Source organism: Cognatundibacterium aquatile (genome assembly GCF_014699135.1).
GTDB lineage: Bacteria > Pseudomonadota > Gammaproteobacteria > Burkholderiales > Burkholderiaceae_D > Undibacterium > Undibacterium aquatile.
Map to the genome: position 1 here is coordinate 559,830 of NZ_JACOFT010000003.1, position 22,746 is coordinate 582,575.

18 protein-coding genes and 1 tRNA gene are annotated in these 22,746 nt (G+C 51.5%); 9 read left to right on the forward strand and 10 right to left on the reverse strand.

Annotated features, from left to right (window positions below; translation table 11 throughout):
- Position 1 precedes the first annotated feature (1 nt).
- From bcsB to H8K26_RS11025, 3 genes are all read left to right on the forward strand, one after another.
- Positions 2–2,380 (forward strand): cellulose biosynthesis cyclic di-GMP-binding regulatory protein BcsB, encoded by a 2,379-nt coding sequence (bcsB, locus tag H8K26_RS11015; RefSeq protein WP_190479484.1) that lies wholly within the window; start codon positions 2–4, stop codon positions 2,378–2,380.
- A gap of 157 nt (positions 2,381–2,537) precedes the next feature.
- Complete coding sequence (locus tag H8K26_RS11020; RefSeq protein WP_190479486.1) at positions 2,538–6,863, forward strand: cellulose synthase subunit BcsC-related outer membrane protein; 4,326 nt, start codon at positions 2,538–2,540, stop codon at positions 6,861–6,863.
- 3 nt (positions 6,864–6,866) lie between these two features.
- A complete protein-coding gene (locus H8K26_RS11025; protein WP_190479488.1) occupies positions 6,867–7,286 on the forward strand; it encodes a tetratricopeptide repeat protein in 420 nt (139 codons plus the stop codon).
- Positions 7,287–7,386: 100 nt separating this feature from the next.
- Here the strand turns inward: H8K26_RS11025 and H8K26_RS11030 are convergent, their stop codons facing one another.
- Entirely contained in the window at positions 7,387–7,524 is a 138-nt protein-coding gene (locus H8K26_RS11030; RefSeq protein ID WP_186883193.1) for a hypothetical protein, read from the reverse strand.
- A gap of 68 nt (positions 7,525–7,592) precedes the next feature.
- Here H8K26_RS11030 and aroG point away from each other — a divergent pair, with 68 nt between their 5' ends.
- On the forward strand, positions 7,593–8,660 hold the full coding sequence (gene aroG, locus H8K26_RS11035; protein WP_186896722.1) for a 3-deoxy-7-phosphoheptulonate synthase AroG: 1,068 nt from the start codon (positions 7,593–7,595) through the stop codon (positions 8,658–8,660).
- 30 nt (positions 8,661–8,690) lie between these two features.
- Here aroG and H8K26_RS11040 read toward each other — a convergent pair whose 3' ends face one another.
- Positions 8,691–9,374, reverse strand: coding sequence for a retropepsin-like aspartic protease family protein (locus H8K26_RS11040; RefSeq protein ID WP_223826969.1), 684 nt, complete (start codon positions 9,372–9,374; stop codon positions 8,691–8,693).
- Between the two features lie 52 nt (positions 9,375–9,426).
- Positions 9,427–9,918, reverse strand: coding sequence for a YajQ family cyclic di-GMP-binding protein (locus tag H8K26_RS11045; RefSeq protein ID WP_186896721.1), 492 nt, complete (start codon positions 9,916–9,918; stop codon positions 9,427–9,429).
- Between the two features lie 87 nt (positions 9,919–10,005).
- Here H8K26_RS11045 and murB point away from each other — a divergent pair, with 87 nt between their 5' ends.
- On the forward strand, positions 10,006–11,034 hold the full coding sequence (gene murB / locus H8K26_RS11050; protein ID WP_190479490.1) for a UDP-N-acetylmuramate dehydrogenase: 1,029 nt from the start codon (positions 10,006–10,008) through the stop codon (positions 11,032–11,034).
- 253 nt (positions 11,035–11,287) lie between these two features.
- On the opposite strand, the gene H8K26_RS11055 is transcribed toward murB, so the two are convergent.
- Positions 11,288–11,920, reverse strand: coding sequence for a hypothetical protein (locus H8K26_RS11055; RefSeq protein ID WP_190479740.1), 633 nt, complete (start codon positions 11,918–11,920; stop codon positions 11,288–11,290).
- Between the two features lie 70 nt (positions 11,921–11,990).
- Positions 11,991–13,907, reverse strand: coding sequence for an ATP-binding cassette domain-containing protein (locus H8K26_RS11060; RefSeq protein WP_186883198.1), 1,917 nt, complete (start codon positions 13,905–13,907; stop codon positions 11,991–11,993).
- A 198-nt stretch (positions 13,908–14,105) separates the two neighbouring features.
- Here H8K26_RS11060 and H8K26_RS11065 point away from each other — a divergent pair.
- The 4 genes from H8K26_RS11065 (at position 14,106) to H8K26_RS11080 (ending at position 19,091) form a co-directional block, all read left to right on the forward strand.
- A tRNA-Arg gene (locus tag H8K26_RS11065) sits at positions 14,106–14,180 on the forward strand.
- A gap of 400 nt (positions 14,181–14,580) precedes the next feature.
- Positions 14,581–16,275: a methyl-accepting chemotaxis protein gene (locus H8K26_RS11070; protein ID WP_190479492.1), complete on the forward strand. Its 1,695-nt coding sequence runs from the start codon at positions 14,581–14,583 to the stop codon at positions 16,273–16,275.
- Positions 16,272–17,837 carry a chemotaxis protein CheW gene (locus H8K26_RS11075; protein WP_190479494.1) on the forward strand — a complete coding sequence of 522 codons (1,566 nt, stop codon included), beginning with the start codon at positions 16,272–16,274 and terminating at the stop codon, positions 17,835–17,837. The genes H8K26_RS11070 and H8K26_RS11075 overlap by 4 nt, the downstream gene beginning before the upstream one ends.
- Positions 17,838–18,197: 360 nt before the next feature.
- Complete coding sequence (locus H8K26_RS11080) at positions 18,198–19,091, forward strand: ankyrin repeat domain-containing protein (protein ID WP_190479496.1); 894 nt, start codon at positions 18,198–18,200, stop codon at positions 19,089–19,091.
- Positions 19,092–19,229: 138 nt separating this feature from the next.
- Here the strand turns inward: H8K26_RS11080 and H8K26_RS11085 are convergent, their stop codons facing one another.
- The 5 genes from H8K26_RS11085 to kynA form a co-directional block, all read right to left on the reverse strand.
- Positions 19,230–19,817, reverse strand: a complete 588-nt coding sequence (locus H8K26_RS11085) for a DUF4124 domain-containing protein (protein ID WP_186896714.1) — start codon at positions 19,815–19,817, stop codon at positions 19,230–19,232.
- A gap of 142 nt (positions 19,818–19,959) precedes the next feature.
- Positions 19,960–20,568 carry a fumarylacetoacetate hydrolase family protein gene (locus tag H8K26_RS11090; RefSeq protein WP_190479498.1) on the reverse strand — a complete coding sequence of 203 codons (609 nt, stop codon included), beginning with the start codon at positions 20,566–20,568 and terminating at the stop codon, positions 19,960–19,962.
- A 58-nt stretch (positions 20,569–20,626) separates the two neighbouring features.
- Positions 20,627–21,253, reverse strand: coding sequence for a LysE family translocator (locus tag H8K26_RS11095; RefSeq protein WP_190479499.1), 627 nt, complete (start codon positions 21,251–21,253; stop codon positions 20,627–20,629).
- A gap of 82 nt (positions 21,254–21,335) precedes the next feature.
- Positions 21,336–21,575 carry a hypothetical protein gene (locus H8K26_RS11100; RefSeq protein WP_190479501.1) on the reverse strand — a complete coding sequence of 80 codons (240 nt, stop codon included), beginning with the start codon at positions 21,573–21,575 and terminating at the stop codon, positions 21,336–21,338.
- A gap of 258 nt (positions 21,576–21,833) precedes the next feature.
- Positions 21,834–22,688 (reverse strand): tryptophan 2,3-dioxygenase, encoded by an 855-nt coding sequence (gene kynA, locus H8K26_RS11105; protein WP_190479503.1) that lies wholly within the window; start codon positions 22,686–22,688, stop codon positions 21,834–21,836.
- Positions 22,689–22,746: the final 58 nt, after the last annotated feature.

Below are 22,746 nucleotides of genomic sequence, written 5' to 3' on the forward strand. Positions count from 1 at the left end.
CATGAATACACTTACTGAAGCGAACATTGTGAAAAACATGAAATCAACATTGCCTTGGAAAAAAACTGTCAAAACCACGCTTGCCCTGGCAATTGCATTTGGCATGAGTGTGACGGCGCATGATGACGTTTTTGCGAAATCGAAGCGCGCAAAATCTGCTGAAGCGCAAACGGAAGAAACGGAAAAGACACTGACAAGTGATGCCTCTGCCGTTGCTTCAACGCCAGTTCTTGGCCAAAAAGTGTATACCATCAGCCTCAAGCAGATGGGGCAGGGCTCGAATATCGAATTGCGTGGTGTTGAAGGTGAGCGTACATTTCCTTTCACAGTCCGCAGTGACGAAGTGATTACTTCGGCAAAAATACGTTATGGCATTGCGTATTCGCCAGCGCTGTTGCCGGATTTATCCCATATCAAAGTTTCGGTTAACAATGAGCTGGTCAGCGTTGTGCCCCTGCCGAAAGATAATCCTAAGGGGATCGTCCGCGAAGATAATATCGACCCACGGTTTTTTGCAGACTTTAATCAGCTCAGTTTCAAACTGATAGGGCATTACACCAGAGAATGTGAAGACCCATATCATTCCAGTTTGTGGGCGAAAATCAGTAATACGACGCAATTGGAGCTGACCGTCAGCACAATCGATTTGGCGAATGATCTGGCGCTGTTGCCTGGGCCATTCTTTGACAAGCGCGATTCCAAATTGCTGGAGTTGCCGTTTGTGTTGCCCAATGGAGCATCATTGGAATTGTTGCGCAATGCCGGTGTTGTGGCTTCCTGGTTTGGTCAGTTGGCGTCCTATCGCGGTGCTCGTTTTCCGGTCGCTGATGGCATGCCAAAATCACATGCGATCGTATTCGCAACGACGAAAGAAGCACCTGCCGGTGTGCAATTACCTGTGATCAATGGCCCGACCTTGATGGTGGTACCAAATCCGCAAAACCCGAAAACAAAGTTGTTGTTAGTTTTAGGACGTGACAATGCAGAGCTGAAAATTGCGACGCAAGCTTTGACACTGGGACAAACGGCATTGGCAGGTCAGACGGCGATTATCCGTAACTTTAAAGAGCCCGCGCTGCGTAAAGCCTATGATGCGCCTAAATGGCTGCCAACTTCGCGGCCGGTTAAATTCGGCGAACTGACCCCGCTGCAAAGTTTGCAGGTGAATGGCCTGACGCCCGATCTGATCCGGATTAACATGCGGGTGGCACCTGACTTGTTCACCTGGCAGACCGAGGGCGTTCCTATGGATCTGCGCTATCGCTTTACGCCCAGACCAACGATTGACAAGTCGACGTTAAATATCGGTATTAATGATGGTTTTGTCCGCGCATTGTCTTTGTCTGGTGCAGAACCGGAAAAAGGCAAGATCAAAGAATCTGTGATGCTTTTCTTCAAGTCCGGTTTGCGTTACGCTCAGGAGGAGATACAAGTACCGACATTCAGAATCGGCGCTGAAAACCAACTGCAATTTCACTTCTTCTATGACTATCCTAAGCAAGGTGCTTGTAAAGATGTGTATCTGGATAACGTGCGGTCTACGATTGACCCAGATTCGACCATAGATTTTTCACACATGCCGCATTACGCGACATACCCCAACCTTGCCTACATTGCGAATGCCGGCTTCCCGTTTACCAAATTGGCAGATTTATCTGAAACGGCTGTCATTCTCCCTGAGCGCGCCAGTAATCAGGAGCTGGAAGTTTTTTTCAATCTGATGGGGCGTATGGGGGAATCAACCGGCTATCCTGTCACTAACAATACCGTGATCTACGGTAGCGATGTCGAAAAACACAGCAATAAAGATTTGCTCGTGATTGCGACTAACGGTAACCAGCCTCTTTTGAAACAATGGTCAAAATATATGCCACTGACCATTGATGAAACAGGGAACCGTTTGCAATTGCCGACCGGATTTTTACGTGTTCTGGCGCGCTGGGCTGGTAAAGATCTGGATGAACTCGAGCGTAAATCCGGCGAAATGTTAGCCAGCACCGGAAGTGCATTTGGCACCGTTATGCAGTTTGAATCGCCATTGTCTGGCGGTCACAGCGTTGTCGTCGTGACTTCTGGCAGCCCCCGCGGCTTACTGGATGTGACAGATGGTTTGAATAAAGCCGATCTTCGCAGCCAATTCCAGGGCGATCTGGTGTTGATTAAAGGTGATAAGGTCATCAATGCATTGATCGGTAACACCTATTATTCCGGTCATCTGCCGTTATGGACCTGGCTGAAGTGGAATCTGTCGACAAAACCTGTCTTGCTGATTGCTTTCCTGATGTTGGCGTCATTGATTGCCGCCGCTTTACTGTTCCGTTATTTACGGAAAAAGGCAGCCCAGCGCTTGAAGGCGAATGAGCCCAAAGATCAACATTGATACATCAAAAATAACTGAATAAAAGAGTAAATTTACGCAGGCAGACCACATGATTGTGGTCTGCCTGTTTATAATTTAATGCCAGTTTTAAAGCAGATTTCAAATTCTCCAATTGAGGTAGAGATCGCTTCATCAAAGTGTTGAATAGGGGATGGTAATGGTTTTCAAAAGAAAAGCGATGGCGTTGGCGCTTTTAGCGATGTGTGTCGAATGCAGCACTGCTTTTGCAAACTCTCCTCTGACCCAGAAATTAGTTGAGCAGGCACATTTTTGGGAGCAGCGCGGTCGTGACGATAACGCCGCCGATGCCTGGCGCAAGGTACTGAAAGTCGATGCGAATAATATTGAGGCATTGGTCGCACTGGGTATATTCGACGCTCACAGCGGCAATGCCGATCTCGCGAAAAATCATCTGGATAAGCTGAAAGAAGTGAAGGCGGCAAGCGCGCAAATTCGTCTGGTAGAAAAAGCGATCAGTCTCGGTACTGCCGGGGGCAAGTCTCAGCTTGAAAATGCCAGAAGACTGGCGCAGCAAGGCGATACTGAGGCAGCGGCCGACAGTTATCGCATGATCGGCGATGTGAAAGGTGATGCGGCGCTTGAATATTATCAGGTGCTGGCCGGTACTAAATCTGGTTATGCCGAGGCAAAACGCGGCCTTGAAAAACTGGCGAAAGAAAATCCCTCCAACCATAAATATGCTTTGGCTTATGCGCAAACGCTGACGTACCGCGATGCCAGCAGACCGGAAGGCCTAGCCTTGCTGGAGAGTCTGACCAGTAAAGCGGACGTATCCAGGCAGGCGGAAGAGGCATGGCGTCAGGCATTAACCTGGATGGGGCTGCAAAGCAGCAACAGTAAATATTTCCGGAACTATCTGGAAAAACACCCGCAGGATAAAACCATACAAGATAAACTTGCGAGCGTGAATCGTCCGGTCAGGAATGATGCGCCGGAAGAGCGCCGTCCCGTCAATAAGCCCAAGCCTGAGAGTCCTTTAGCAAAAGGATCTGCAATCGGGTTTAAAGCACTTGATGCCAATGATGTGCCGACGGCAGAGAAAGAATTCCAGTCACTGATCAAATCTCATCCTAAAGATCCTGTTGGTTATGGTGGCATGGGGCTGGTCAAAATGCGCCAGGAAGAATTTATTGAAGCGCGTAAATTCCTGCAAAAAGCCTTAGATTTTTCGTCCGCAAAAGCGAAATCGAATTGGAAGCAAGCATTTGACGGCGCCAATTATTGGGCACTGATCGAAGATGCACGCACCGCTTTTGAAGATGCTGACAGCGTAAAAGGGATCGCGTTATTGCGTAAAGCGGTTGAGATCAATGGCACCGAGCCATCCGGACTTTTACAACTCGCCGATGCGTTGCAGGCTGAAAACGATATGGCTGGCGCAGAAGAAAACTTTAAGCGTGTTTTTAATGCAGATAAAAAAGAAATGCGCGCGCTCGATGGTCTGATCGGCATCTATGTTTTGCAGAAGCGACTCAGTGATCTGGAGGCGCTCGGTGAATATTTATTACCTCGTCACCTGGCGATCGTCGCGAATCTGAAGTCTGAGCAAATGGCGGCTCAGGCCAAGCAACTTGAAGCAGCAGGCGATATCGTCGGCGCGCAAAGGGTGTTGGAAGACGCGATTCTGATCAAGCCGGAAGATGCCTGGTTAAGAATGTCGCTGGCCAAAATTTATCTGAAACGGGACATGGCACCGCAGGCGCAGGCATTGTTAGATGCACTGACCAATGTTGAAAAACCCGATGCAGAGGCGCTTTATGTCAGCGCCTTGCTCAGTCAGATGCAGCAGCTCTGGTGGGAGGGTTTGCAAACATTGGAGCGCGTCCCTGCCAACGCGCGCAAACCAGAAATGTTTGCCCTGCAAAAGCAATTATGGATACGCGTCCAGCTTGACCGGATTGATCTTCTGAACAAACGTGGCTATGTCGATCAGGTAAGGGAAATTCTGACACAGATTGAAGCGGCGGCAGGAACAGATAACGAGTACATCGGCACTCTTGCGGCCTTGTACATCAAGTTAGGCGATACCGAACGCGGTTTTGCCATGATACGGCAGGCGGTACAAAATACGCAGCAACCTTCCGCCAGCCTTTTGTTGCAATACGCCAGCACCTTGATGCAGGCGAATCAGGAAGCCGAGCTGGAAGCCGTGATGCGTAAAGTGGCGGCGATGCCGAAATTGCAGGAGGATGAAATTAAATCCTTTAAGCAATTACAAAAGGCATTGTCCATGCGTTACTCCGAGCGCGCCAGAGAAGCAAAAGACTACGCGGCGGCTTATGCTTATATCCAGCCTTATCTGATAGAGACGCCGGACGATAATTTATTGCTGCTGACGTTGGCGCGTATTTATTCGTCTGCTGGTGACAGCGAACCGGCAAAAGAGTTGTACACCAAAGTACTGGAAACCGATCCGGATAATCCCGAGGTATTACAAGGACTGGTCTTTGCGGCGATACAGATCAAAGATTTCAGTGGCGCTGAGAATTACCTTGATAAATTAATGCGCATGCAGCCAGAGAATCCGCGCTTTATTGCGCTGGCGGGGAATGTTGCACGGGCACAGGGGCATAACGGCAAAGCCTTAGGCTATTTCAAAAAAGCACTGGCACTGGAACAGGCACAGCGCCCATTGTCCGGCGCAGGTGTCGATGGTTTGCGTCTGGTCACACCAGGTTCGGTTGCTAACAACCTCAACAATTTCAAAGTCAATCCTTTTGCTGAACGTAAGGCTGACGTTGTTCCGGCAGTGACGCAAGTCGCAGCACCTGCGCCAGTGAGTGCGCCAGCGACGCCCATGCCACCGGTATTGAAAGAGGTGCCACAACTTGCACCGCAATATGCTGCCGCGGCGAAGCCTGCAAGCGCAACATCCGCAGCGGTCGCGCCGGTCTCTGCAACACCGCTGGTTGCGAATGGAGTTACCCCCGGTTCGACAAGTACATCAGGTACAACCAATACGATAGCTATACCCGCCGCCGTCAGTAACTCAACTGGCGTGGCTGTTGCTGGCAATGCCGGCAACAAAACAGTGAACGCGCCAGCATTGCTCAGCGTGCCTGCTGCGCCACCAGTATCTCAGGGTTCTGCTGTGATTCGCAGTAACCCTTTACCACTAGCGAAGCCTGTAGCAGGAAACGCAGTCAGCGGAGCCGAGGTAAAAAAAGTCTCACCGCTATCATCTGCCAAGTCAACGGCACCTGTCAGCGCGGAAGAGGCCGCACTGATCAAAGAGATTGATGCCCTGAATGAATTGAACCGCTCCGAAGTCACCGCCGGATTTGCTGCCCGCGCACGCAGCGGACAAAGCGGTTTATCTCAGTTGAAAGATCTGGAAACACCGATAGAAGCACATATCACTACCTTGGGTTATGGCCAGTTTGGCCTGAAGGTGATTCCGGTTGTGATTGATGCCGGTACCTTGCAACTGAATGATGCGAATATCGCAGGTCAGTTCGGTCGCAATACGATACTCAATGAACAGGCCAAATTCGCCAAAATCGCTTTTTCAACGCAGGCCAGAACGCGCGGTTTATCAGATGCATCTTCGATAGAGCAGGTGGCGAGAGGAGTTGCGCTGAATCTGAGTTATGAGTTAGCCGGAGTGAAGCTCGATGTCGGTTCCAGTCCTTTGAACTTCCCTATCCAGAATGTTGTCGGCGGGCTGCGCTGGAGCACGCAGTCGGACGGTCTGAATTTCAGTGCAGAAGTGTCCCGTCGTTCTGTGACGGATAGTTATCTGTCGTATGCGGGAGCAAAAGACAGCCTGTACGGGTTGAGCTGGGGCGGCGTCACCAGAAACGGCTTGCGTCTGGATGCGTCCTACGACGGCGAGGATGGCGGTGTTTACGGTGCGCTTGGCCTGTATGGCATCAATGGTAAAAACGTCGTTAAAAACACGATGGTCGATGCAGGTGCCGGTATTTACTGGCGTGCTTACCGGACCAAAGACACCACAGTCACAACGGGGCTCGGCCTGAATTCGAGTTTCTATAAAAAGAATCTGCGTTACTTCACTTACGGCCACGGTGGGTATTTCAGCCCGCAATCGTATGTCGCTCTGAATGTGCCACTGGAAATCAGCGGACGTTATGGCAAGTTGTCGTATCAGGCCGGTGCTTCGGTTGGTGTCCAGCATTTCCGCGAAGATGCGGCGCCGTACTACCCGCTGATCAGCGCAGACCAGACTGAGCTGGAGTTATTTGCGGCGGCGAATCCTGCGTTGAATATTGCCAGCAGCTATGCCGGGCAGTCGCATACCGGATTGCAATACAAAATTTCAGGCGCATTAGAGTATTTGCTGTCGCCGCATTTTACTTTGGGCGGCAGGTTATCTGCCGATAATTCCGGTGACTTCACCGATGCCAGCGGCATGCTGTATATCCGTTACACCTTTGAGCCACGGCGAGGTCAGGTCTCGTTCCCGCCGATTGCGCCTAAGCCTTACTATCTGGGAAATTGACCGATGAAAACTATCATGAATACCTTGATCGTCGCGTCGGCAACGCTGCTGTTATCAACCCTGGTAAGCGCTGCGGATTTACAGGCAGAAGGGCGGGTACATCTGGCGGAAGGGGACGCCGCTGCAGCCAGTAAAAAATTTGCTGAAGCAGCGAAAGTAAATCCATTTGATGCATCTGCATTGAATAATCAGGCGGTGTCTCTTGCTGCGCAAGGCGATTATGAAAACGCGCTGAATTTGCTGGAGCGCGCCGTCCGGCTTAATCCTGAGCGTCGTGATATTGCGACCAATCTGACCAGCATGCGGCAATGGATGGGGCGCAACGTACCGCAAGTGAAATTGAAAGAGCAGAGCAAACCCATCATGAATGTGTATCCTGAAGGTGATATTCCGCCGGAACCACCAGCGCTCTGGAAAAAATAAATACGAATTGGCGGGATTTGGCTTGCCAATTGCTGATTTTTGATGCAATATCAATGCCGAACTTTTTAAGTTTTATCAAAATTTAATATAGCGATTCAAGCTAAACGCCTAATTTATGAAACTTGCGCACTTCTTTTTCTTTTTTTACTTTAGCTATTCCAAGCCACAGGCGGTCGGAAGAAGGTAAGCGCACAAAGAAAAAAAGCTCAACCAGATTTCTGAAAAAACCGCCAGTCATGGCGGTTTTTTTTTGCCACAAATTCAACCATTTGCACTTATTTATACTTGAAAGACACAGGAGAGAACATGCACCGTACCGATGATTTACGCATACGCGAAATGAAAGAACTGGTTCCACCTTCACATTTGATCCGTGAGTTTGCCTGTTCTGTCAAAGCCTCTGAAACTGCTGCGCACGCACGCACCGCCTTGCACAATATTCTGCACGGCAAAGATGATCGCCTGATGGTGGTGATAGGTCCTTGCTCGATTCACGATACCAAAGCTGCGATGGAATACGCACGTCGTCTGGCAGAGCAGCGCACGCGTTTTGCCGGTGAGTTAGAAATTGTCATGCGCGTGTATTTCGAGAAACCGCGCACCACCGTCGGCTGGAAGGGCTTGATTAACGATCCGTACATGGATAACAGCTTCCGCATCAATGATGGCCTGCGTATCGCACGTGAACTGCTGCTCAATATCAATGAACTCGGCTTGCCAGCTGGTACGGAATTTCTCGATGTGATCAGCCCGCAGTATATTGCTGACCTGATCAGCTGGGGGGCCATCGGTGCCCGCACCACAGAATCGCAGGTCCATCGCGAGCTGGCGTCTGGCTTGTCTTGCCCGGTCGGCTTTAAGAATGGCACCGATGGCAATGTCAAAATTGCGGTCGATGCGATTAAGGCATCTTCGCAGTCGCATCATTTTTTATCAGTGACAAAAGGCGGTCATTCAGCGATTGTTTCGACCAATGGTAACGAAGATTGCCACATTATTCTGCGCGGTGGAAAAACGCCGAATTACGATGCAGCGAGTGTCGATGCGGCCTGCAAGGATATTGCGAAAGCCGGTCTGGCTGCGCGCCTGATGATCGATGCATCGCATGCCAACAGCTCGAAAAATCCAGCGAACCAGATTCCGGTCTGTGCGGATATTGGCGCTCAGCTTGCTGCTGGTGACACGCGCATTGTCGGCGTGATGGTTGAGTCACATCTGGTGGCCGGACGTCAGGATCTGGTTCCGGGTCAGGAGCTGGTGTATGGTCAGTCTGTGACCGATGGTTGTATCGACTGGGATTCCAGTGTCAAGGTATTGGAAGGTCTGGCAGCGGCGGTCAGACAGCGTCGCGTCGTTGAGGCGCAACCAGCGTAAGTGCTGCCTTATTGGTGTCTGTGACCCTGATCAGAAACGTTTGCTCAGGGTCATCTGATCGCCTTCGCGACGCATTTCCATGCGGTTCAGAAACGACATGCCCAGCAAAGGCATCGTCAGGCCTGCTTCGATGACGGACGCATCCACCTGATGTAATTCGATGTCACCGATCTTGATCGTATCGAGCTTGATCAGATACGTATTGACGACGCCACCGGCCGTATTGGCCCGGCCCATGCGCCCCGCTTTGTAATTCAGGCCGATGCGCGTCGCATCAGTTGCAGGCAAAGCGATCAGGCTGGCACCGGTATCGACCATCATATTCACACTGACGCCGTTGATCATGGCAGGCGCCATAAAATGCCCGCGATCACCCGCTTTCAGAACCACACTGTTACCGCTGCTGGCGGCCGAGCGGTGGACGGTTTGCCCCATCACCAGCACGTAGCGTTTGCCGTTGCTGACGATGGTGGCGGATTCGCGATCTGCATCGACCAGTTTGGTGTCGCTGCTCAGCGCGCTGCCTACCGCATAAGCCTTGGGCGGCGCGCCATCGACAACCAGTATCGCCTTACCCGGGAATAAACCGACCACGCCGACATCCGTTGCGAAGGACGTCAGTGAACACAATAAAAGAGGCAGCAGGGCAAGGCGTTTCATGGTGACTTTCGGTGTGAGGTCGGAAGGCGGAACGAAGCGGATATCATGGGGCATCGTGCAATATGGCTCAAGATTGCGCGATATTGCACGATATCCGCGTCAGCAATCAATCGCGGAAGTTATTGAATTCCAGCGGCAAATCTTTGATTTCCTTGCGCAGTAAAGCCATCGCTGCTTGCAGATCATCGCGCTTCGCGCCCTGAACGCGCACAGCGTCGCCTTGTATGCTGGCTTGCACTTTCATTTTGCTGTCTTTCAGCACTTTGACAATTTTCTTTGCGTCTTCGGTCTCAATGCCATTTTTGACCTTGATGACTTGCTTGACCTTGTCGCCGCCGATTTTTTCAACTTTACCGAAATCCAGGAAACGCACATCGACTTTACGTTTTCCCATGGTTTGCGTCAGCTCAGTAATAATCTGATCCAGATGGAATTCTGTATCGCCAAAAATCACGACTTCGCGCTCTTTATCTTTGAGTTCGATTTTGGCGCTGGTGCCTTTCATGTCGAAGCGATTGGTGATGACTTTGTTCGATTGCGTGACCGCATTCTTCACTTCTTCCATGTTTGCTTCAGAGACGGTATCAAATGAGGGCATAGTGCTTCCTTGGTGAAATAAATAAACGTGCGTCATTTTATCAAATGCGCGGCTGTCACAAAGCGCAGCAGCTATAATTTGCACCCTATGACGACGAATCTTTCTTTTTCCCGCGATGTTTCGCTGCAACCGTACAATACTTTTGGCATTGCGGCGCAGGCGAATTACTTTTTATCCATCACCAACATTGAGCAGTTACGCGCGTTGCGCGCTGATCCGGCGATCGCTGCAATGCCGCGTCTGATCTTGGGGGGCGGCAGTAATCTGGTGTTGTCGGATCAGGTCGATGCGCTGGTGCTGAAGATGGATTTACTCGGCAAATCCATCGTCGGTGAAGATGCTGAATTTGTTTATGTGCAGGCGCAGGCCGGTGAAAACTGGCACGCTTTCGTGCAATGGACGCTGGCGCTGGGCCTGGGCGGGCTGGAAAATTTATCCCTGATTCCCGGCACGGTTGGCGCGGCACCGATACAGAATATCGGCGCGTATGGCATGGAAGTGCAGGATGCTTTGTTTCAGCTAGAAGCATTTGATTTTGCCACTGGCGAGATGCTGGTGCTGGATAAGGCTGCGTGCCAATTTGCCTACCGCGACAGTATTTTCAAACATGCGCTGAAAGACCGCGTGGCAATCACCAGCGTGCAGTTTGCGTTACCTAAACAATGGCAGCCAAAAATCGGCTATGCCGATGTCGCCAGATATCTGCAACTGCAAGCGATCAGCGCACCTTCGCCACGCGCAATCAGCGATGCGATTATCGCGATACGTCAGGCGAAATTACCCGATCCACAGGTGATCGGTAATGCCGGCAGTTTTTTCAAAAATCCGTTGGTGAGCGCGGCACAGCGCGATGCGCTGTTGCTGAACTATCCTGATCTGGTCAGTTATCCGCAAGCGTCCGGCGAGTACAAACTGGCGGCAGGCTGGCTGATAGAGCGTTGCGGCTGGAAAGGAAAAAATCTGGGACGTGCCGGTGTCTATGAAAAACAGGCCTTGGTGCTGGTGAACCGGGGCGGTGCAAGCGGAGTAGAAGTGCGCGCGCTGGCGCAGGCAGTGCAGGCCGATGTGTTAGCGACGTTTGCAGTGACGCTGGAAATTGAACCGGTGTTTGTCTGATTTTTTGTCTGATTATTTCTCTGCAGATTGTGCTGGCTGGCGCTTTGACGTATGCGCCGGTTTTTTCTGTCAATACGGATACTCCCCCTCTTTTTTAATGAAATCGCCTTTATCTCAGCATAAATAAAGGGCTTAAAAATATACTGGGGGGAGTATATTTAAGGCATATTCGGGCAAATTCAGAGCTATTCCGGTATGCGTTGGCATGAATTGGTTTCGTTGGCAGTTTTGCGCCGTGTGTTGTGTACAACTTTCAGCGATCGCAACCCATGCTTTTTAAATCCTTGTCGGCGTTGCCCGCGTTGCCTGCCTGACGCAGGCTGACCAGCGCTTCACGCACCTTATCGCACATTGCTTTTTTGCGCGCTGCTTCGCCATTGTCGGGCGCACTTGCCGATGCGGCTTTTTCGTTGGCAGCCGGTGCCGAGGCCGACGCTGGTGTCGCTGGCGCAGCTGGTACTGCTGGTTTTGCGGCATTCATTGCACGCTGTTTTTCATCCATGCATTCTTTTTCAACCGCCGCCCGTACATCCGCAGCATTGCCACGTTGCGCGTAAATTTCATTGATCAGTTTCTTGCGCTCTTCGGTGCCGGCTTCAGACAAAACACGCTCTTGCGTCGCACCGGCTTCACGCATCCAGATAATTTTTTTGGCGTCTTCACCACGCAAGCGACACGACGCATCGACCACCGGTTTATTCGTATTGTCTGTGATGGCGAGCTTGCCTAAGATCTGCTCTTTCTGGCCTTTGTCGCAGGGTTTGTCCTGATATGAATTGCCGCAGCGATACAGGGTTTGCGCCTGCGCACCCGTTGTCATACTGAGAACCAGCAGCAAGCTGCCGAGCACGGTTGAGGCTGAGAATAGTTCGCGTCGTGTCTTCATAGTGACTCCTGTAGTCCAAATGCAGAGAGGTGCCATCCGTGCACCTCTCTTTGCTTTACTGCGGTTGGATTCAGCCTTTACTTCTGGCTTCGATGGTTTCCCATTTATCCAGCGCTGTCAGCAATTCCTCATCGATCTCGGCAAAGCGCGCATTCAATTTATTTGCTTCGTCCGGTCCATTTTTATACAAGTCAGCATCGGCGAGTTGCGCGGTAATCGCAGCTTGCTCCGCTTCCAGTTGCGCGATCAGCTTAGGCAATTCTTCTAACTCGCGTTGCTCTTTGTAGCTGAGCTTTTTGGCTTTCGCGGCGGCGGGTACATTTGCGGTCGCTGCTGTATTGGCGACATTGGCGGTTGGTTTGCTGTCCGCTTTCGCCGCGGATTTGGCGACGGAATTGCTGTAACGTTCCCAGTCGCTGTAACCGCCGATATATTCGCGCCACTGACCTTCACCTTCAGAGACGATCACCTGTGTGACGACGTTGTCGAGGAAGGTTCGGTCATGGCTGACCAGGAAAACGGTGCCGGTATATTCTTCGAGCAATTCTTCGAGTAATTCCAGCGTGTCGATATCAAGATCATTCGTCGGTTCATCGAGCACCAAGACGTTGGCTGGTTTGGCGAACAGGCGCGCCAGCAACAGGCGATTGCGTTCGCCGCCGGACAAAGATTTGACCGGTGAACGGGCGCGTTCCGGTGCAAACAGGAAATCGCCCAGATACGACATCACATGTTTGCGCTGACCGTTGATCTCAACAAAATCACTGCCCGGTGCAATCGTTTCTGCCAGACTCATTTCATCGTTTAACTGTGCCCGCATCTGATCGAAATACGCGATCTGCAATTTGCTGCCTTGTTTGATGGTGCCGCTATCCGGTGTTTCCTGACCGAGTATCAGTTTCAGCAAGGTGGTTTTACCGGCGCCGTTCTGACCGATCAGACCGATCTTATCGCCGCGCATGATGATGCTGGAAAAATCTCTGACGATGACTTTCTCGCCAAACGATTTGCTGACGTTTTCCAGCTCGGCGACGATCTTGCCGGAACGCTCGCCCGTGGTGACATCGAGCTTGACCTGGCCTTGCAATTCACGTCGCGCGCTGCGTGCCAGACGCAATTGTTCCAGACGTTTGACGCGACCTTCATCGCGCACGCGGCGCGCTTTCACACCTTTGCGTATCCAGATTTCTTCCTGCGCTAAAAATTTATCAAACTTGGCGTTTTCGACTTCTTCATTTTCCAGCTGTTCTGCTTTGCGGGTCTGATAAGTGGTGAAGTTGCCGGGATACGAAGTCAGCTTGCCGCGATCGAGTTCCACGATGCGGGTCGCTACATTGTCGAGGAAACTACGGTCATGCGTGATGAACAGTACGCTGCCTTTGAAATCTTTCAGCAAACCTTCGAGCCATTGAATAGAGGAAAAATCCAGATGATTGGTCGGCTCATCGAGCAACAATACATCCGGCGCACTGACCAGCGCGCAGGCCAGCGCCACCCGCTTTTTCATCCCGCCTGACAATGTACCCATAATCGCGTCTTTACCGAGATTGAGTTTATCCAGCGTGGTTTCGACTTTATTGCCCAGGCTCCAGGCGTCGGCGGCATCCAGCTTGACCTGAATGTCATGCATACGCTCCATCAGCGCATCATCATTGTCGCCACCGAATTGGCCGGTCAGGCTTTCATATTCTTGCAACAGCGCAGGCAATTCACCGAGACCGGAAGCCACCGCGTCAAACACGCTGATGTTCTGGTCAAATTGCGGTTCCTGTTCCACATACGCGATTTTCAGACCTTGTTGCTGCACCAGCAGGCCATCATCGATTTTTGAAGTGCGGGCGATAATTTTCAGCAAAGAAGATTTGCCGGTGCCGTTACGGCCGATCAGACCGACGCGCTCGCCGGTTTCAAGGGAAAACTCTGCATGATCGAGCAGAGCAACGTGACCGAATGCCAATTGGGCATCGCTTAATGAGATAACTGCCATAAATACCTGTGAGATCAGTACGGCAGATCATGCCGGACTACATTGGAGAAAACCCGTATTGTACGACAGGCAGCGCAGCGCTTAGCGATCTTGATTCGTCTTTGACTGAAGCTTGATACGGCCTTGATTGATTGTTAGGGGCTGCTCAGGTAAGATGGCGGGCTTGCTGAACAGCGCCTGTCGCTGTTCACACCGTGTCTCGCCGTAGTTCAATGGATAGAACGTATGCCTCCTAAGCGTAAGATACAGGTTCGATTCCTGTCGGCGGGACCAGTCCTGGCACATCTCATTCCTCAACGTAATCAAAGTAATCAACGTAAACAACGTACTTTTCCCTCTGTTGTTGTGATTAGCGGTCAGCGTTGATCGCAAACGATGCGCGGCTGATTCGTTAAATATTATTTCCTACTGGCAATCAGCCATTGCTGCGGCTGAATATCCTATAGAATCAAACGATTGCACTCATAAACATAAAAACAATGCAACGCTGATTTTTAATCATCTATCAAATTTAGCGATGTTATTCCGGTGGCTTTTTTCAGCTTATTTTTCGCTTTTAGCGGCATGCGCACTTTCAGCCACGAGCGTGGCGGCCAGAGCGCTCCTTCACGGTCCCAGCGCAGTGGGCTGATTCAGCCATCATCACTGAGTATCAAACATAAAGAGCACCGTCATGAACCAGTCCAGTATCTCTCGCCAGAATGCCTTGATCGAAGCGCTCAACCGCGTGCAGGCGATTATCGAATTTGATCTGCAAGGCAATATCCTGCATGCGAATGAATTATTTCTTTCAACGATGGGCTACACGCGTGACGAAGTGGTCGGCCAGCATCATAAGATTTTTTGCGAACCGGCTTATGTCAACGGCATAGGATATAGCCAGTTCTGGAGTAAGTTAGCCAAGGGCGAAACTTATTCGGGTGAATTTCATCGCTACGGAAAAGACGGCAAAACAGTCTGGTTACATGCGTCTTACAACCCCATCATGGGCGACGATGGCAAGCCCGCACGCATCGTCAAATTTGCGACCGACATTACCGCTGAAAAATTACGACGCGCGAACGATGAGGGAAAAATCAATGCGATAGACCGCGCGCAAGCGGTTGTTGAATTTTCTCTTGATGGCAGAGTGTTAGCTGCGAATCAGAATTTTCTGCAGATTTTCGGCTACAACATCGAACAGATAACGGGGCAACATCATCGTCTTTTTTGCACGCAGGACGAAGCGCGTTCTGTCGAATATCTGAATTTCTGGGAACGCCTCGGGCGTGGTGAATTTGATGCCGGTGTGTATCGGCGGCTCGATGTGCATGGCAAGGATGTCTGGATACAGGCGTCGTACAACCCGGTGTTTGATCCGGATGGCAAACCATACAAGATCGTGAAGTTTGCGACCGATATTACGGAGCTGCGTACCAGGCAGGCAGAATCTGAGGGCAAGCAAAATGCGATTTCCCGTTCGCAAGCGGTGATTGAATTCGATTTGCAGGGAAATATCCTGACGGCGAATGCTAATTTTTTGCGTACTTTTGGTTTTACCGAACAGGAAATCATCGGCCAGCACCATAAAATTTTTTGTGAAGCCGCACTGGTCAAATCGCTGGAATACCGTCATTTCTGGGCGGATCTGGCGGACGGCCAGTTTAAAAGCGGGCGCTATAAACGGATAGGAAAACACGACGCAGAAGTCTGGATACAGGCAACCTACAATCCTATCCTCGATCTGGAAGGCAAACCGTACAAGGTCGTGAAATATGCGGTGGATATTACCGAGCAGGTGGATAGAGAAAACCTGATTTCAGAAAAAGTTGAATCGATCACGCGCATACTCGATGAACTGTCCGCATCAATCGACAGTATTTCCAAGAGTTCTGAACACTCGAATGATCTGGCGCAGAAAACGCAGCAACATGCGGCCGACGGCAGCGGTGTGCTGAAGCGTTCGCAAGAAGCGATACAGGCGATACAGAAATCGTCAAACGACATCAACGAAATTATCAACACGATTGCCGATATAGCGAGCCAGACCAATTTGCTGGCGTTTAATGCGGCGATCGAAGCCGCACGCGCTGGCGAGCAAGGGCTGGGCTTTTCTGTGGTCGCTGACGAAGTGCGTAAGCTGGCAGAGAAATCGACGCTGGCAGCACGCGAGATCGCCAAGTTGATCACACAAACCGTGACGCGGGTGGATGAGGGCGGGCGCTTGTCGGAACAGGTCGGCGATTCGTTTGCACGGATTCTCGATTCAATGAATAACACCACGCAATCGATCGCCGCTATTTACGGCGCGACCAGCGAGCAGGCGGATGCGACCCGCAACGTCGTGAACTTGCTCAACGAATTGAATCAATCGACGGAGCGCCTGTGACCCTTGCCGCAGCATCGGTAGCGTTGAACGACGCGCATCGCAACGACAGCAGCCTGAGCATGACATTCTGCCGGCTTGGTGACCTGCGTTTTGCGGTGCCGCTGAACGATGTCGTGCAGGCGATCCGACAGCCGCAGCTGACGCTGTTGCCACGTCGCGATCAGGCGATTGCCGGTGTGTTTGTGTATAGACAGCAGACCATCCCATTGCTCGATTTGCGGCGCTGGTTGCCGTGGCCGGATGAACGTGGCGAGCTACCCGGACAGATATTATTATTGCGCCAGAATGCGCATCTGGTCGGTGTGGCGATTGATCAGGTTGAAGGTTTGCAGCGCGTCCCTGGCAGTCAGATTCAGCGCGTGGTTCAGCGTGAGGATGACGAAGAATTGTTTCATTCCACCGTCAGTATTGCCGCTGGTGAGCAAGAGTCGCAGGCTCTGGGTCTGCTTGATGTCGATGCACTGATCCGGCTGTCACAGGTATGGAGTGCGGCGGATGAGGAGTTTGCGACTTCCATCGCAGCGGCCGATAGCGAATTGGCCGCAACTGCTGCCGTTGACGCAGGCTCAGCCTCAGCCTCAGCCAGCACAGTGCCGCATGCATTGTTTGAGCTTGCCGGACAGGTGCTGGCGATTCCCGCTGCCGATGTTGCCGCTGTGATTTCCATGCCTGTCGTTACCACGATATTAGGACGCCATCCGGCGTGGTTGGGTATGACGATCTGGCGCGAACGTGATGTGCCGGTCTTGCGCACGATGGCGGCATTAGGCTTACCACCGCAAGCAGCGGATGAATCTGCACACGACACGACGGCATCAGCGCAAGAAAACTTGCTGGTGATACTGGGCAGTGAGGGGCGTTATGCGGGCTTACCGGTACAGGTCGCCCGCGCGGTGACGCCACTCGATACCAGCGCAGCGCAAACGGCTGCCAGTGCTGGTTTACCTGTCAACACCGTATTAAGCGGCGTATTGCATCTGAATGCGGCGGAACGCCTGTTGCTGGTCGATGGGGCTGAACTGGTGAATACATGTTCCCTGAGTGCGCTGAGCCAGAAAGCAGAGAGTGCCAAACAAGACCAGCAAAACCAGCAACCAGATCAACAGAGTCAGGCGGACCTGGATGCTGCGTTACAAGCGCATGTGGTGGTGCAGGGCGGACGCGCTTGGGCGGTCGGCATGCGCTGGCTGGAGGCCATCGTTTATTTTCCGGCTCAGCTTGATACAAATACAGCGGGAAACCCTGCGCAGCTGGGGAACTTTATCTGGAATCAGCAGACCCTGGCCTTGTGGGATTTGCGTATGCTGAGCAATCAGACGCCAACGCCGGATAGCCCGGAACGCCGCGTGCTGATCATGCGTATCGACGGCATGCTGATCGGGCTTGCGGTTGAGCAGTTGCTGATACTGCTACCCGCCAGAAGCGGCAAAATTGCGGCATTTGGGCGGCGCCAAAGTGGCGTCACTCAGATCATCACCGTCCGCGATCAGGATCAGGAAAAAACTTACAGCATTCTGAATCCGGCAGAATATTTACCTTTGCAGCAGGCGCTGGCATCCTGAACGCTGACGAAAAATCGCTGCCATGTTGTTTTTCATGCCCCGTCTGACGCCAACTATTTTGCCTCTGCACTCATCCTTTATTTACTGAAAAAGGGGGAGTATCTGCGATTTCATGCTGATTGTCGGCATGAAATAAAGGGTGTAAAAAATACTCCCCCCAGTATTTTTTCAATAAAAAACCTTCATTCAGCGCCCGGTAAGGGCATGCTGATACGGTAACGTGCCATCGCCAGATGGCGAGCCTGAGACAAGGATGGAAATCGTCCCGTCATTGTGAGACATCAGAAAATGCCCTCACTAAAAATAAAACTCAGTAAAATAGGCCATATCTATTTTGTAATTTTTCGTGACGGAGTACGAATGAGTGGTAAGGCTTCTCGTGGCATGGTGTGGGCAAGAATCTTCATCGTTTTGATTCTGGTCAGCTTGATGGCATGGTGTACGACTAATAATCGCAGGATGGCGCAATCAGCACCGCTGCGTATGGAGTTGCAATCCATCTTTCTTGAGCAAGGTTTAATCGATAATAACAACGAGCGCAGCAATCTCGCTGATGTCGCCAGAAAAGCGGGAACCGCCCGCATGAACCGGCTCTTATACGATGTGGCAGGCAGCGCTTCACTGGATAGTCTGAAATGGATCGTGGCGAATGGCGCTGAACCGAAAGACATCGGCATCATGCGCGACATGACTTTGCTGCAGTCTGTGGCGATGCGGGCGCAGGGCGACCGGATAGAGTATTTTCTGGGGCTGGGATTAAATCCGGCCGAACGTAGCCGTGACGGTAAAACCCTGATGCATATCGCTGCGCAAGGCGGCATGGATAATAAAGTGCTGGCGCTGTTGGTGGCCAAAGGCCTCAACATGAATGAGCCGGATAATGTCGGGCGTGTTCCCATACATTACGCCAGCGTTAAAGCAATCAGTGTGCTGGCGGGTGCGGGAGCCGATATTGACGCCAAAGATGCGCTGGGAATGACGCCTCTGCATTACGCCGCCAAAGAGGGGAAGAACGATATCGTTGCCGAGTTATTGCGCAATTCGGCCTCGGTTTATCTCACGGATAAAAAGGGCAGAACCGCACTGCATTTTGCGGCGATGACGGCACAGTCAAATAATGTGGTGGATACCTTGCTGGCCGCCGGTGCCCCGGTGACTGTCAGAGATGAAGACGGCAATACGCCTAAAGATCTCGCCATCGAAGCGCGTGACAATTACCGTTATCACAATGTGAGCGTGATTGACCGTCTGTAAAATCCGACGACAGTGAAAAAAGTTTTATAAAAAATGCTTCATAAAAAAAATAGCTTCATACGCGCTACTGGCTGTGTATGAAGCTATTTTTTTGAGGCTCTTTTTACGGTGGTTTTGCAGTAGTAGTATCTGTGACGCTTAATGCTTATTACGTTTCAGAATGACGGGATCGCGCCCGTCTGCAGGAGCTGCTTGCAGTTTGTAATCGATGGCTTTTGCGTCTTGCTGGCTGATCTTGTCGTTGAATGTGGATTTCAGAAAATCCCACATATTTCTTTGCAGACCATCACATTCAAGTACATCGCGGCTTTTGCTGGTATAGCGATGGTTGTATTCAAGATCATTTCCTTCTTGTTCTTCACGATAATTTCTTGAACGTGAATTCTCCTTGGCCCGTTCACGCTCGAACTGACTCATCGGGATACTGCAGTTTTCGCGGAAATTCGACATCAGCAAATGCTCAACAGCGACGTTGCATTGTGAATAGCGATGCGACAGTTGCCAACAACTTTTTCCCACATCCTGTTCTTTGATGCGCGAGCTGATTTTCTTTAATGCCGCATCGTCACGGACTTCCTTGACTGATTCGCCTGCTTTGCTGGCACAAGGTTGATCTGTGTAGGTAACCGTACCGGAACTGCTGACACATTTTTTTAAATCAGCGTGTGCCGATAGCGGTGCGAGCAGGATAAGCACAACAGAAAAACAGACAACCGGGTTGAGCATGAATACTCCAGTCAAAAATAAAGGTAATGAATTGTTCCCGCGCTTTTTTCTGACCAGTAATTCAGCGGCGGGAGACAAAGATTTTATCGAGGGGTATTGTAAAATATTTGTTACAAAGTGATGGTTTATTTTTTTTGTATGATTACAACGCAGTCCATTGCTGCTCGACCAGCAGGCTGTCGCCGGAATAAATCCTGCCGGTGAAAATTGCACCGCGCTGTACTGGTCCCACGCCTTTCGGTGTGCCCGTCATCAGGATGTCGCCATCATTGAGACTCATAAAACTCTGTATCGATGCCAGCAATTGTGCAGGTTTAAACAGCATCAGCGGTGTGCCGCCCTGTTGTGCGAGCTGTCCGTTAATCAGCAGCTCCAGTCGTAAAGCGTCCAGATTGCCGTCAAAGCGTACGAAGCGGCTGAATACTGCCGAGCCATCAAAGGCTTTGGCCCGTTCCCACGGCAAGCCTTGTTTTTTCAGGCTGGTCTGCACCGCACGGCGGGTCAGATCCAGCCCGAAGCCGACCGCATCGATCTTGCCATTGTGCAGCAGGAAGCTGATTTCACCTTCGTAATGAATATCGTCGCCATCCGAGCGCAGTTCGTCAGACAGAGCCGAATTTGGTTTGACAAAAATCACGGGTTCCGTCGGTACTTCATTATCGAGTTCGGCGATGTGCTCGACATAATTGCGGCCGGCGCAGACGATTTTGGATGGCACGACGGCCTGATTTTCGCGTATTACGGTATGCATGTTTACTCCTGAATTTCTGTCGTCAAAGCGAGCAGTTTAATTGATGCAAGAAACTTTCTCAGCGTTGCGCCAACGCGAGTTTGGTTGCCAGTAAGGCAAACACAGTCGCCGCGCTGCGATTGAGCCAGCGCTGTGCTTGTGCCGAGCGGCGCAAACGCTGACCAACACTGGCGGCGAACCAGGCGATGCCGCCAAAGGTGATCAGCGTCGCGACGATGAAAATAGCACCAAGCTGAAAAAACTGCGGCGCTATCGCACCACGTTCCGCCGATACAAACTGCGGCAGCAACGCGAGGAAAAATAACACGACTTTAGGATTCGTCAGGTTCATGATAATGCCGCGCAAATACAGTTGCGCCGGACGCATGACTGGCGCGCTGTTGCCTGCCGTATCGCCGACCGGAGCATGAAATGCGCCCCACGCCAGATACGCAAGATAAGCTGCACCGACGAATTTGAGAACAAGAAACGCGGTTGCCGAGGCGGCAAACAGAGCGGCCAGCCCCATCGCAATGGCGCAGGTGTGGACGATGATGCCGCTACTGAGACCGAAGACGACCAGCATGCCTGCTTTGCGTCCCTGCGTTGCCGATTGCATCAGCACGAACAGGTTATCGGGGCCGGGCGTCAGTCCCAGCAAAATTGAAATACCAAAGAAAGTCAGTGCGGTTTGTAAAGTCAGCATGGCATCGTCCGGAAAAAGTACACAGGCAAATCAACATTATCTGCGATTTGCCTTCAACCGGGTATCTGATGTCATGCTGAAATTACAGAGAGTGGCGGCGTCTTTCCGGATGGGTCAGGACACGACCACTGGTGACTGGATCGACATCATTGGCCTGCAGGTATTCCAGTGCGCAACTGGTGCCGTGGCTTTGTTGCAGGCGGATTGCTGTTTCTACATACGCTGCAGTGCGCAGATCGTGGCGCTGAGCGTCAAGTGGTGTGGCAGACGCGGGGAAATCAGGAATAGCGGTAATACCGTGGCGGTGCATGTCAGACTCCATAATCAATCCAGCCGCGACATCGTTCTTATGCCCTCTTACTGTTACGGACATTCATCATGCAACTGGTGATGGTAATAAGATTGCTGTGACGGGATGGATAATCAATAAGTGGGTATCCGGGAAACACGCTCACATTATAAATCCATCAAGGGCAGAAAGATTGCGCGGCATCAACATCCCGGCAAGCCGCTGCGAGAGAGGGGGGCAGCCAGGATGTTGCGACGTGATTCTTGAGTCAGGTTTGGCAGGCGGTCATGCTTACAGCGCCGTACGCAGGGCGAACAATTCCGGAAACAGCACCACATCCAGCATTTTGCGCAGATAGCTGACGCCAGCCGTGCCGCCGGTGCCGGTTTTAAAGCCGATAATGCGTTCTACCGTTGTCACATGACGGAAGCGCCAGATGCGGAATGCGGTTTCCATATCGACCAGTTTCTCTGCCAGCTCATATAAAGACCAGTGCTGTTCCGGCGCACGATAGACTTGCAGCCATGCCTCTTTGACGGATTCGTTGGATGTCGTCGATTGCGTCCAGTCGGCTTGCAAGCGCTCAGCATCAATCACCAGACCCTGACGTGCCATCAGCATGATGGCTTCATCGTAAATCGATGGCGTGTGCAGTGCATCGCTCAGCGTGGCATGGATCGCCGGTTTGCTTTCATGCACGCTCAGTAAAGCCGCATTCTTATTGCCGAGCAGGTATTCCAGTTCGCGGTACTGATGCGATTGAAAACCGGATGACGCACCAAGATAAGGGCGGATCGCCGTGTATTCACTCGGCGTCATGGTTGCCAACACATCCCAGGCATGCACCAGCTGATCCATGATGCGGGCGACGCGTGACAGCATTTTGAATGCGGGCGGCAAATCATTGTTGCGTATCTGTTGCCGCACCGCATGCAGCTCGTGCAGCATCAGCTTGATCCAGAGTTCGCTGGTCTGGTGTTGGACGATAAACAGCATTTCATTATGATTCGGCGAGCGCGGATGTTGCGCCGTCAGTATCTGATCCAGTCCCAGATAGTCGCCGTAGCTCATGTCATTCGAAAAATCCATCTGCGCGCCATGCCATGACATCGGGCATTTGCCTGCGCTGGTATTGTCGTTACTCATTGTGTTCCTCTTTTTTATCGTTGCTGTTGCTTGGTCTGCTCAGTTGTCTGCTCGGTGT